The following is a 12,411-nucleotide window of genomic DNA, read 5'->3' as shown; positions in this document are numbered from 1 at the left end:
GGTTTGATACTGAGACCGCGATTCATCTCAACACTCTCTTCAATAAGCATATTGCGCTGTGCAGCTTATATAGCGTGCGAAAAAAGTAAACCACTGGTGTAAAATAGCGCACAAACCACTCATGTATTTTCTCTCGATGAGTTTATCCCTTACACCAGGAGTAACTATGCAAATCAGTAGTAATTTTGATGCCGGTAATATTGAAGTGCTTGATTGCACACACGCTAATGATATTCAACTGGCTATCCGCAAAGATAACCAATCGGATTTTTATCAGTGGTTTTATTTTAGGCTCACCGGTGCACAGGGCCAGCCTTGCACGCTTAAAATCACCAATGCTGGCGGCGCAGCTTATGTGGGTGGTTTTAAAGACTATCAGGCAGTTGCCTCTTATGATCGTGAAAATTGGTTTAGAGTGGATACTCAATTTGACGGCGAGACGTTGAGTATTGATCACACACCGATTACCAATAGTATTTATTTTGCTTATTTTGCGCCTTACTCGATGGAGCGCCATGCCGATTTAATTGGCTGGGCAAGCACCGACTCAAAAGTTATGTATGAGCGCCTAGGTGCCACGCTAGATGGCCAAGATATGGATCTACTGATTGTGGGTGATCAAGAGAAGCAGAAGAAAAATGTCTGGGTTATTGCTAGACAGCATCCAGGCGAGAGTATGGCCCAGTGGTGTATTGAAGGATTTCTTGAGCGCTTACTCGATGATGCTGACCCTGCTGCCCGTGAGCTACTCAATCAGGCCAATGTTTATGTTGTCCCTAACATGAATCCAGATGGCAGTCGTCGAGGGCACTTGCGCACTAATGCGGTAGGTAGCAATCTTAATCGTGAATGGCAAAATCCTAGTGCTGAAAAAAGCCCAGAGGTGTTACATGTATTAAATAAAATGCATAGCACAGGTGTTGATTTTTGTTTGGATATGCACGGTGATGAAGCGCTACCCTACAATTTTATCGCCGGTGCCGAAGGTATTCCTGCATGGAATGATTATAGACAAGCCGAACTCGATTTTTATAAAAATGAATTAATGGCTAGTAATCCTGATTTTCAAATTGCCAAAGGCTACGATGTAGCACCAAAAGGAACGGCGAACTTAACCGTATGTACTAATTTTATTGCACACACCTTTAATTGCCTATCTATGACATTAGAAATGCCTTTTAAGGATACTATTGAATCGCCGAATGACGTTGAAGGCTGGTCACCTGCACGCAGCAAGCATTTAGGTGCATCAAACCTTGGGGCTATATTGAGATTTTTGCAGCGCTGAAACGCTATAGGTTGTTGAACGTAAAGCCTCAGCCATCGGAATAGTCCTATTTATGGTGGCTGCTTATATCAGTATTGCCACCTGCACAATAAAAAAGGCCCTGTAGATAACTGCAGGGCCTTTTTTATTTAAGGTTATTTTTGAAACTGCGCACAATAAATGTAATATGCCTGCCGCCTATATATTACCAAGTGCAATATGCCTCGATCTAAAAAATTCAAAATAGGGCTATATTAAATAAAAAATAGAGTAAAAATTGAAATATCGTCTAAATTTATAAAGCAAACAATAAGTACTTAGCTGTCATTATATTTTTTCAAAGGTAAATCGAGAATAGCCGCTATTATGTAATCCGTGAATGATATGTTTATAAATAGTAACTACATGGCAATTTTTTTGCCTAACTGTATCGCACTATAAATACACTTTGTGGCCCCGCATTCACATTCGACTATACTTGACTCAGCTTCACTGAATGTCCGTAAATTTTTATGCACTTCAGAGTTGAATCTAGGCAACAATACCTACCTCAATGAATCGGTAAGAAAAAATGCCATACAATCTACATTTTTGAAGGTCGGCATTATTGATAAAAAATATTCAAGAGACTTTACTACCTAATGATCTTTAAGGCTTATATCGCACATAACGACACTGGTAATGAGCAATTATTGGTGTTTTACACTCCGAACAAACATGACTACGTATTGATGTAGATCGTGTTGCTTAAGGAATTTTATATGAAAACTCATGTGTACTTGGCGCCTCTTATTTTTTTTAGTACTACAGCGTTAGCTGATATCGCGGTAGTGGTTCATCCGTCGAATACAAATACCATGAATGAAAAAGTCATTAGCCGTGTTTTTACCGGTAAGGTTAAAGTATTTCCAGATGATAGTCGTGCCATACCCATTAACCAAACAGCATCAAGCCCTCCGGCTAATGAGTTTAATAGAAAAGTACTGCGTAAAAGTGCTAGTCAATTAAAAGCGTATTGGTCAAAGCGTTTATTTACAGGTAAAGGTAGGCCGCCTCAAGAAGTCAGTAGCGATGCTGATATGGTTGAGTTGGTGGCCTCTAATCCTGAGTTTATTGGTTATGTGGATGCGGATATGGTAACTGATCAAGTGAGGGTAATTTCTACTTTTAAATAGTTATAGGCGCTAAGATTAGCTGTCCCGCTTACATCCTATTGAGGGATAACTATTCAGCCAAGCTGAAGCAATGAATCTGATAAGGGTACTGATGGATTGTTTTCTGGGCATTGACGCGTCGGGCCTTGCAGTAACAGTAAGGGTTAGCCAATGATTCATTAGTAGCCAATGTCAGTACCTCTGACTAGCTGCATTTAGGATAAAAAATTTTAGAGTCAACAAAGGAGCTAATATTGCGCCTTTGTTGACTCTAATTACCGTGTTATGAATGATGCTTATGAAGCACAATCGTTAGGCATACCCCAAGGGCCAATAAGGCGCGCACTAAATTTATCGGTAACAGCATTGACTGATGCCACAAAGTCACACATGGCTTGCTTGGGTGTGTCGCGCTCAGGTTTTTTGGCGATTTCTTTAAATATATCACGTATGGTATTGGGGGACTCGGCTTGTAAAATGCGGTACATCATGGCAGCAACCAAATCATGAGGATTGTAGCCTTGGCTCGATCCCGTAATAAAGGTTTCATGAAACTTTAAGGTGTCGTTTTCCCACTTATTAAGGCGCTCTAATAAGCGGCCTGGCGTTGAGCCTGTTGACTCTAGTGTGCTATTGCCGCCTAGGCTATGCATACAAATGCCTGCCATGGTATGTGGCATACCAGCGCTCCAGCCTGTTTTTGGCCAAATACCTTTTTTGTAAAAAGGTTCGGCACGACCGCCACGGCCCATTTCATAATAGAGTATCCAGTGAGGTAAGACGCTATTGGGGGCATTGGCAGCACTGGTTGCATAGCCTCTTGAGGCTTGCGCTTTTAATTTGTTACCGCACCCAGCCGCATTAACTGTACCGCACAACATGGGGCTAGCATCAACAACGGCCAAGACTTTTTTGGAGCCAAAGTTCGCATCATTTTCAAGATAGGCTGCACGATCAAGTACTTTTTCATAGAGCCCATTACACTGCTGATACCACGTCAGCCAACGGTCGGCATTTTCTTGCGAGACATCATCCCAGGTGTAATAAACAATTTTGTCTAGGCTCCAGGCATGCTCAACAATGGTACCGTTATTAAATGATCTAAACGGTTTTTTACCATGGTATGTCGCTTTGGGCTGAGGGGCTGAGGCACTATCAATAATCGAGAATTTAAGCGTTTTGGTAGTATCTGGCGTGCCATTAGCGTTAAATTTTTTATAGGCCGATATGTTCACAGTAAAATCGCCTTGGCCTGCAGCCCAAGGATTGTAATCTTTAATATCGGGTCCTTGGCCGGCAATAGAAAAAGGCGCACCATTGGTAATCAACGTCGTATTATCATTAACGTCATATTTTACCGAGCGTGTTGCTGAGCTAGTAATCGCCTCAATACTAATAAAGCGATTGGGTAAAGCGGCTAAATCAATTATCTGGTCGTCAACTATTTCGGCAATCACTTGATCGGTGACCGCATCAATTAAGTTAACGGTCACTATATTCGCTAAAGCGGTAGTACAGCCGGTTGAATCAACAGGTGTTTCGCTGGGTGTTAAATAGCATTTATCATCACTATTATTAACTCCGTCTTGGTCATCATCGGCTGTAGCAGGAGCGAGGCGAATCATTTTAATACCGGCGACACTGGCATTATTTTTAAGTGTTTTAAACTCAATATTAACCACCTCGTCTTCAATGGCTAAAAAACTAAAAGCTTTTGTAAAAGCAATGTTTTTACCGCCAGCTGTAGCATGGATATCCAACTGTTCGAGAACCTTATCACCTTCAATGAAGACATCTTGCAAGCGTTGATTATTGGCATCCCAAAACGTTTCATTAAACAGCAACTCGACGGTATAGCTCGTTTCGCCCTTAACAGGAATGGCATAGGTAAAATTACCAAAACGTAAGGAATTAAAAATAGGGTCGTCTTGGGTATTGGCAATGGGTTTATCTTTAACAGAAACAGAACCGTTTTTAAAATGAGTATCAGCGGCGTAAAGCGTATTATCATTGCCATAGTACAACGCACTGCCAGCGTTAATACCAAAGGCTTCTACTGCAACCATTTGAGTTATCGCACAACCGCTGGCATCTACACGGCTATTGGCCGGTGTTTGCGGGCAAAGATCTTGCGCATTAGCCACTTGGTCTTGATCGATATCTAATTGTACTGCCGAGCAACCCAGACTATTCACCATGGCTTGTGGAGCAGTATTCGGGCACTCATCAGCAGGGTTTAGAACACCGTCTTTGTCTGTATCTGTATCAGGGGTAGGCGTTGGCGCTCCCGGCTCCATGACTAACACTGGACAGTCAGGGTCTGTTGTCCCTGGCGGGCAGTCATTGACGGTTGTAGAGGGGGTCGACGAGCCCCCACAAGCACTTAAAAGACTAATGATTGTGAGCGTTAATAAAAGATGAAACAAACGATTAAAAATCATGGTACGGCTCTGCTCAATAAATATTTTTGCATTATATGAGCCTGCATGCGGTGGCGAACTCAACTTGATCACACATTGCACAATGCTTTTTACCGGTAAGCGTTATTTGTAAATTATTGAGAGGCACGTCTAATTGCAGCCTAGACGTAAACGATTTAACACACATTAGTCAGTAAATATAAACGACCATCAAAAAAGGCCCGATACAGAGCATATCGGGCCTTTTTAATGGCTGGGTTGTTGTGGGTATATTGCAGTGTTACACCACAATACCCCCTGTGCCGTAATTGCCGACTTGGCCGCCACCAACGCTCGACTCTAGACCGAGTAAAGTAAACACATCGGCAAATACGTCGGTATGTGAGTTGGTGACACGCTTAGCACCCGCACGGAAGCCATTAATACCCGAGGCAACAGTAATAGGGCCATGACTTGAAAGGTGGTTAATACCTTCACCCATTTCACTGATCACACAAACCACGGTATCTTTAAACAGGTCTTCTTGCTTCAGTTGAGCAATTAAATGTGCAACGCCTTTATTCATATAAGCAAGAATATCGGGTAGTGCTGCAGGGTTACCGTGGTTACCACCGTTATGATGATCTTGCCCTGCGTTTAAGGCAGTCACGGCATCAGCGGTACCATCGTTAGGCTTCCAGCTTGCTTGTGTTTCACTAAACTGAATTGAACACACGTTGGTTAAACCACACTTAAGTGCTGCAACTGCTACATCAGCTTGTGCTTTGTACTCGGTGAGTGCTGAGTTACCAACAGGCGAAACCGAGGGCGCACCACAACTGCCACCGCCAGTACTACCGCCAGTACCACCGCCACTTTGACTGGCTAAAAACTCATCTTGTTTAGCTTGTGCGCGTTTTTGCAAGCGCTCAACCGCAGCGCGATGATTAGCGAGCTTGCTTTTTTCATCTTGCCCAAGCTTACGCTCGAGCGCATCCAGTGCCTTCATGTTCGCATCGTATGCCGATAAGCGGCGCTGAAAGGCGCTAGGGCCAGAGTCGCCCGGGCTTGGTGCTGCAGGGGTATCACGGAAAATACTAGCAATCGCACGCTGTGAGTTCCACTCGCGGGCTAACGGGCTACCTTTCAAGCGATCAATACCTGCTGTTTGGCTACCACTGGTTGGCTCTGTGCCGGCGTTATCACCCGAGAATACACCTAACTGTAATGATCTAAACGGCGTATTGTTGCCCAACACATTAGAGGCCTGCACGTTCACACTGTTAGATTTAACGTCTTGACTGTTGTATGACGATGCGCCTGCCGCCAACCACAAGTTACCGTGGTTGCCTGGCATGCTAATGGTCATTTCTAGTGCGGCCACATCGCTCGCGTGAGGCGCTAAAGGTTTTAGCGCGGTCGAGTTTATATTAACGGTTCCACCACCGCCGTAAGCGTCCTCTGGCTTACCATTGGGGTGGTAAATTAAAACAAACTTTTTGTCGGCCGTTGCAGCTTGCGCATAACGACTGCCTAAAATGGCAGTCGCGAGCGGCGAAGCGCGTAAAAAGGCACTGGGTAAACCGCACTTGCCCATGTTCTCGAGGAAACGGCGGCGGCTACTGTTTAATGCTTTAGTCGTTCTTTCTGTAATTTTATTCATCATTAAATCCCGTTATAGCCTTAATTTTGAAGCTGCGAAGCGTCAATAGAGCGACGCAGGCGAATCAGGTCAAGAGTACCGACTTTACGGTACACGTTTTTGGGGTTATTGGTGCTATCGAGCTCAGCGACTAAGTCTTGCTTGATACAAGCATAGGCGTCTTCTTGTTCTTCGCTAAGAAGGACTTGCTCATCAATCGCGCCGTTAGCTTGCTTAGAGTAAGCTTTTTTCTCGATAGGTAAGTGAGTTAACCAGCGGAAGGTATTGGTAGCCAAACACTCTTTAACAGCCGGTAAGTCAGCCATTTGCTTGCCTAAATCTTTGGTGCCGGTAAAGGCAAAAGATTCACTTTCTGTGCCGGGCTCTACAAAGCCAAAGAGCGTACCGGTGTTATCAACTGGTAAGTTAGCCACACCAACCCCGTTAGCTTTTACGCCATTTTGTACCGTGCGCGGTAAGCCATAGGCATCAAAATCTTCTAAACCAAATAATGGGTTAATAATGCGCTCATGGCAGCTTTTACATGCGGGGTAGTCGGTTTGGCGCTCAAAGTATTCGCGGCTGGTTAAAGTACCTGCTTGGAAGTCACTTTGGATGGCAGCTAAAGCTTGCTCGCGCTGTTCTTTAAGCGCTTCTTGTTGGTCAGCCGGTAAAGTGATGTTATTCGGTGGTGGCACAACATGACACAGCATCAGCTCACGGACCTCGACGGCGCGAATAATAGGGCGAGTAAAGGCATCAGAGGCTGTACTCACCATAAAGGCACCAGAGGTTAAAACACCACCGCGCTCTGTGGTGGTGGTGACCGCCCAGTCATTATTACCGTTACTGGGTGTGCTAACACCGTAGTACTGCGCCAAACGACGGTTAAGCACAGTTTCGTCACCACCATAAAGATCGCCAAACGGTACACTGTCATCATAAATAACGCGCTTAAAGGTCTCGCGGACTTCGCGAGCCATATCCGCTTTAATATTAGGCGTTAATTTGGGGTCGAGGCGGGTTGCACCTAATACGGTATCGGCTAAGAACCATGTCGCACCAAAATTACCGGTGTGCTCTTTACCGCGTTTCGTCTGCATAAGACGATCAATTTGGGTCAAAATTTGCGCTTCAGTATTGAGCTTATTATCGCGTGCAGCATTGAGCAATGCATCATCAGGAGTCGAGCCTGTATACATATACGATAATGCAGTTGCGAGCTCGTAGTTAGTCAGCACGTAAGCATTATTGTCTACAGCATTAAGTTTGCTTGAGCCATCGGCAAATTGGCCAATATTCATGTTTTGTGCTTTTGCTTGCGCAACAGGAATACCGACTTCTGACTTGTACACAAAGCTTGGCGACGAGATGGCAGCATAAAAGGCAACTTCTAGTGCGGCATCACCGGTGTACTCAGTAAAAATAGTATTAAACTCTGCCTTCTCTTCATTCGTTAAAGGGCGACGGTATAGTTTCTCGGCTTTATTTAAAAAAGCTTGCTTACAGTTGTCGCCACAGCTGGCTTGCTGTTTGGTTTTTTGCGCGGCAATAATCGAGAGGTTCTCGGCGGCGGCCATAAGCTTGTCTAGGCGTGTTTCTTCGATACCTACCGAGGTGTTTACTGAGTAACGGCTTTTGCCCGCTGCACCACTGGTGTATTCATAAGAGTCTTTAAAATCGCTTTCGCTTATTAAATTTAAATCGACTAGTGAGTTTTTAAGCTCTAATACGTTTAATAAACGTGCGGTTCTTAAACCGTAGCTCAACTCATTAGCATTACACGATAAAGGCGTAGTGACTGTTTTGGCAATTTCAAGCATCCAAGCGGCTGTATCTAATGCGCAGTCATCGATGCACTTATTGGCACCACCTTTTGGCATGGTATCGGCGATAGAGGTCACTAAGCCGTCAAAACCTTTGGCTGCAATGACAGAGTTGATATTAAAATCAGCACCGCCGAGGGCGGCAAATACGCCATTCTCTTTGTAGGCATGGCAAATTTGACAGGTATGCTGCGCATAACTGGCTTCGCCGGCAGCAAGATCGGCATCAGCCGGTGTAACGACAGCCGGTGTGCTACTAGCGGCTACGCTGCTTGAGCTAGGCACTGGTGCTTGGCTGCTACTCATCGCAACAGATGATGAGCTAGGTGCAGGTGTACTTGAAGCAGGTGCACTTGAAGTAGGAGCACTGCTAGAAGAGACCGCCGGAGTACTAGAAGCCGGCGCGCCTGTTGGCTTAAGCTCGAAGTAGTTAAGGTTTATCGCGCCATCAGGGAAGCTAGCGCGAATAACCGCGTTAGTGCCATTGATAGAAATATTATTAATGCTAACGTTGGCATACATATCCCAGCCATTGTTAGGCGAGGTAACGGTGCCTACCGCATTGCCACCTACAGTAAAGTCAATACGCTTACCGTCTAAGCCCGATGAAGTACGTGCGACTAAATTATACGTGCCAGCGACTAATCCCGTTACATCAAACTCTAGCCATTCACCAGCAGCGGTATAGCCTGCGGCACAGGTGCCGTTATTATCGGTGGTATTGACCAAGTCAAAATCACCTTGGCTACAACGACCTGCAGTGGCGCCTTCGCGCATGGCGTCAGCTTCATTGAAGCGATCATAATCTTGCGCTTGAACACGTACGGTTGTAGCCGCAGATACCGAGCTAGCAACAGCTGAGCTGACAGGTGCCGGGGTGGAACTTACCGGTGCAGAGCTGACCGGCACCGGTGTAGAGCTAGAACTAACAGGCGCTGGGCTAGACACGGGGGCTACAGAGGAGCTAGCAATGGGCGGATCTGTTGGGTCTGTATCTGAAACACAAGCTGCAAGGCTAGTTGCAGATACAATCAGCCCTGCGAGTTTGGCCATACTGGGTGAAAAAATGGGTCGCATAGTGCAATGCCTTTTTTATCTATAGAAACAAGTGATACACGGTGTGGATACGAGAGTGCGCAAGCATTCAATGCCTAAACAGTCATCGCAACTTAATCCTTGGGTGCTTCTGGTTATACTGTAATGTTTGTACCCTCACCACCTATACGCTCTTATTATTTGTACGCTGATGCATAGTCTGTGATGGGTATTGTTAAATTGGGTATGAGTTACTCGCTAGAATACAACTCGGTTATAATTTAACCAGCAGTACAATCAAAATATGAGACATAGTACAAAATACAATAAGATAATCAATCAAAAAAAGAATACCCTCCTCAGTATGAGGAAAAATCAGTATTCACTCTGTGTGATCTAAATTTTGTCGCCAAAACCACGTACAATTGCCACCCATATTTTGCTATTGATGTTCTCACCATGCTACGTATTAACCAATTAATCCTCCCTTTAGATCATACAGAGCAACAGCTTAACGATGCTGTACTTGCACTTTTAGGTATAGAGCAAGAGCAATTACTGAGCATCAGCACGTTTAAGCGTGGCTTTGATGCGCGACAAAAAAATACTATCAAACTGATTTATACCCTCGACGTTGATACGCTAGCCAACCAAGCACTGCTTAAAACGTTTAGCGAAAACCCTAATATTAAAGCCACACCCGATATGCAATACCGCCCGGTGGCGCAGGCGCCCGAGTCACTCGCTCAGCGGCCAATCGTGATTGGCTTTGGCCCGTGCGGGCTATTTATTGCACTAATTTTGGCGCAAATGGGCTTTAAACCCATTGTTTTAGAGCGTGGTAAAGATGTCAAACGCCGCACCAAAGACACCTGGGATTTATGGCGCGGGCGCACTTTGCATAAAGAGTCTAATGTGCAATTTGGCGAAGGGGGTGCAGGCACTTTCTCTGACGGCAAACTGTATAGCCAAATTAAAGATAAGCGCCATCTAAGCCGCAAAGTGCTCAGGGAGTTTGTATTAGCCGGTGCGCCCGCAGAAATTGAACTGATTAGTAAGCCACATATTGGGACTTTTAAGCTGGTTAAAATGGTTCAAAACATGCGCCAAACCATTATTGAATTAGGCGGCGAGATTCGTTTTGACCAAAAAGTAGAAGACCTAATCATTGATAAGGGTCACATTAAAGGCGTCACCTTAGCCAGCGGTGAGCAATTATTGAGCGAGCATGTGGCAATTGCCGTTGGCCACAGCGCCCGCGATACCTTTGAAATGTTAGTGGCCAATAATGTACACATAGAAGCCAAGCCCTTTTCAGTCGGCTTTAGGATCGAGCACCCGCAATCGATGATCGATGATGTGCGCTTTGGCCCCAGTGCAGGTAACGCGCTATTAGGGGCAGCTGATTATAAATTAGTACACCATTGTAAAAACAACCGCACAGTCTATAGCTTTTGTATGTGCCCAGGTGGCACGGTGGTGGCCGCTACTAGTGAAGAAGGCCAAGTGGTGTCTAACGGTATGAGCCAATACTCGCGCAACGAGCGCAATGCAAATGCCGCCATTGTTGTCGGCATAGACCCAGCCACCGACTATCCAGGCCACCCATTAGCAGGAATTGAGCTACAGCGTAAAATAGAGCGCGCCGCTTATGACTTGGGCGGGCAAAATTATAATGCACCGGCGCAATTGGTCGGCGACTTTTTAAAAGGCTGCCCCTCCACCCAATTAGGCGATGTAACACCCAGTTACCAACCCGGCGTTACCTTAACCGACCTTGCACCACTACTGCCCGACTTTGCCATTGCAGCCATCCGCGAGGCGATCCCAGCCTTTAATAAAAAAATCAAAGGCTTCGCCCGCGAAGATGCCATTCTAACCGCCGCCGAAACCCGCACCTCCTCACCTATTTGCGTAAAGCGTGATAACGATACCTTGCAAAGCATTAGTACACAGGGTTTATACCCCGGTGGCGAAGGCGCAGGTTACGCCGGCGGTATTTTATCGGCGGCAGTCGACGGTATTAAAGTGGCCGAGGCCATGGCTTTAGCGATGACGACCAAATACGCAGAAAACTAAAAGGCATTATAGCTCTGATCATTTCGCCTTTATTCATGCAAACCTTTAATTCGCTATAATCGACGAGCAATACAATGAACCACACGTTAAATGAAGAGCATATTTCCTGCCCCTATTGCGGTGAGTGCCTCAGCGTTTTAATCGACTCACAAGATGCCGCGCAAGAATATATTGAAGACTGCCAAGTATGCTGCCGGCCCATTACGTTTTTGATTCATGAAAGCATTAATGGTGATATTAGCGTCACTGTGCACAGTGAAAACGACACATTTTAAAATGCAAAAATATCTAGCAAAATATCTAGGACACCCGAATCTCTAAATTCTACCGGTTGCGCGCTGGCCTTGGGGTATGATTGGGGTGTCCTCAATTATCTGCCATCGCTGCTGGTAGTGTTGCGGTAAATATAGGTATTCGAGCGGTCGGTGGGGCAAAACGGCTCTATCATTTTACGTCAGCTGCAAATGCTGCAGGAATTTCAAACTCCGGCGTTATTCATGGGAGTAACGGATTGAGAGCGCTATATGGTCAAGGCGTTTATGCCTCTGCTTTTCGCTCGGCTGGATATGCTCGTGTTCAAGGAGCAGTATCAACTGAAGCGATGTTTACACTAAATGGCAGTCGAGCTGTAGCAACGCCTTTCCCTGGAACCTTCCGAATACCTGACTCTGCTGGTTTGTAGTGGTGTGTTGATTATGAAATATATTATTTTTATTGGAGTTTACATTCTATGTATATTAGCTCATGGAGTGATTTTTAAAACAGAAGAAATCTCATTTTTGGAGTCGATTAGAAAATGGCAGCTGCTGTGGGTAGCCTACTTTGTTTTGTCCCATATTGTGACGGACCAAGTAACAAAGCTGCTTAGCGCTAATAAAACACGGTAGTATCAAAAAGAAAGCGAAAGCTTAACTGCCTTAGCGGCTTTTTTATTGCCTGCTGTTAAGCCGACTGTTGCTGTTTGATCAGAGCAGAACTTGCAGAGAAGAACTTGCAGAGACACTCACCC

At 45.3% G+C, this 12,411-nt stretch carries 8 protein-coding genes; 5 read left to right on the top strand and 3 right to left on the bottom strand.

Annotated features, from left to right (window positions below; translation table 11 throughout):
• Positions 1 to 166: 166 nt before the first annotated feature.
• Positions 167 to 1,288, top strand: coding sequence for a M14 family metallopeptidase (locus tag AC438_RS09670; RefSeq protein ID WP_053981059.1), 1,122 nt, complete (start codon positions 167 to 169; stop codon positions 1,286 to 1,288).
• A gap of 740 nt (positions 1,289 to 2,028) precedes the next feature.
• On the top strand, positions 2,029 to 2,442 hold the full coding sequence (locus tag AC438_RS09665) for a type 2 periplasmic-binding domain-containing protein (RefSeq protein ID WP_053981058.1): 414 nt from the start codon (positions 2,029 to 2,031) through the stop codon (positions 2,440 to 2,442).
• 275 nt (positions 2,443 to 2,717) lie between these two features.
• Here the strand turns inward: AC438_RS09665 and AC438_RS09660 are convergent, their stop codons facing one another.
• The 3 genes from AC438_RS09660 to AC438_RS09650 all read right to left on the bottom strand — a co-directional run bounded on the left by AC438_RS09660 (position 2,718) and on the right by AC438_RS09650 (position 9,365).
• Positions 2,718 to 4,862 carry a malectin domain-containing carbohydrate-binding protein gene (locus tag AC438_RS09660; RefSeq protein ID WP_156317054.1) on the bottom strand — a complete coding sequence of 715 codons (2,145 nt, stop codon included), beginning with the start codon at positions 4,860 to 4,862 and terminating at the stop codon, positions 2,718 to 2,720.
• Between the two features lie 259 nt (positions 4,863 to 5,121).
• Positions 5,122 to 6,486 carry a DUF1552 domain-containing protein gene (locus AC438_RS09655; protein ID WP_082354072.1) on the bottom strand — a complete coding sequence of 455 codons (1,365 nt, stop codon included), beginning with the start codon at positions 6,484 to 6,486 and terminating at the stop codon, positions 5,122 to 5,124.
• A gap of 17 nt (positions 6,487 to 6,503) precedes the next feature.
• The gene (locus tag AC438_RS09650; protein ID WP_053981055.1) at positions 6,504 to 9,365 is read right to left on the bottom strand and encodes a DUF1592 domain-containing protein; all 2,862 of its coding nucleotides are present in this window, start codon (positions 9,363 to 9,365) and stop codon (positions 6,504 to 6,506) included.
• Positions 9,366 to 9,782: 417 nt separating this feature from the next.
• On the opposite strand from AC438_RS09650, the gene AC438_RS09645 reads away from it, so the two are divergent.
• The 3 genes from AC438_RS09645 to AC438_RS16815 all read left to right on the top strand — a co-directional run bounded on the left by AC438_RS09645 (position 9,783) and on the right by AC438_RS16815 (position 12,084).
• A complete protein-coding gene (locus AC438_RS09645; protein ID WP_053981054.1) occupies positions 9,783 to 11,402 on the top strand; it encodes an NAD(P)/FAD-dependent oxidoreductase in 1,620 nt (539 codons plus the stop codon).
• Positions 11,403 to 11,476: 74 nt separating this feature from the next.
• Entirely contained in the window at positions 11,477 to 11,677 is a 201-nt protein-coding gene (locus AC438_RS09640; RefSeq protein WP_053981053.1) for a CPXCG motif-containing cysteine-rich protein, read from the top strand.
• 80 nt (positions 11,678 to 11,757) lie between these two features.
• On the top strand, positions 11,758 to 12,084 hold the full coding sequence (locus AC438_RS16815; protein WP_156317053.1) for a hypothetical protein: 327 nt from the start codon (positions 11,758 to 11,760) through the stop codon (positions 12,082 to 12,084).
• Positions 12,085 to 12,411 lie beyond the last annotated feature (327 nt).

Origin of the sequence: Marinagarivorans algicola, from assembly GCF_001292705.1 — a bacterium.
GTDB classification, from domain to species: Bacteria; Pseudomonadota; Gammaproteobacteria; order Pseudomonadales; family Cellvibrionaceae; genus Marinagarivorans; species Marinagarivorans algicola.
The sequence above is the reverse complement of the archived record's forward strand: the minus strand, read 5'-3'. Positions and strand labels throughout refer to the sequence as shown.

Coding starts and splice junctions, on each gene's coding strand:
- AC438_RS09670 (WP_053981059.1), top strand. CDS start 167: ATGCAAATCAGTAGTAATTTTGATGCCGGTAATATTGAAGTGCTTGAT.
- AC438_RS09665 (WP_053981058.1), top strand. CDS start 2,029: ATGAAAACTCATGTGTACTTGGCGCCTCTTATTTTTTTTAGTACTACA.
- AC438_RS09660 (WP_156317054.1), bottom strand. CDS start 4,862: ATGATTTTTAATCGTTTGTTTCATCTTTTATTAACGCTCACAATCATT.
- AC438_RS09655 (WP_082354072.1), bottom strand. CDS start 6,486: ATGATGAATAAAATTACAGAAAGAACGACTAAAGCATTAAACAGTAGC.
- AC438_RS09650 (WP_053981055.1), bottom strand. CDS start 9,365: ATGCGACCCATTTTTTCACCCAGTATGGCCAAACTCGCAGGGCTGATT.
- AC438_RS09645 (WP_053981054.1), top strand. CDS start 9,783: ATGCTACGTATTAACCAATTAATCCTCCCTTTAGATCATACAGAGCAA.
- AC438_RS09640 (WP_053981053.1), top strand. CDS start 11,477: ATGAACCACACGTTAAATGAAGAGCATATTTCCTGCCCCTATTGCGGT.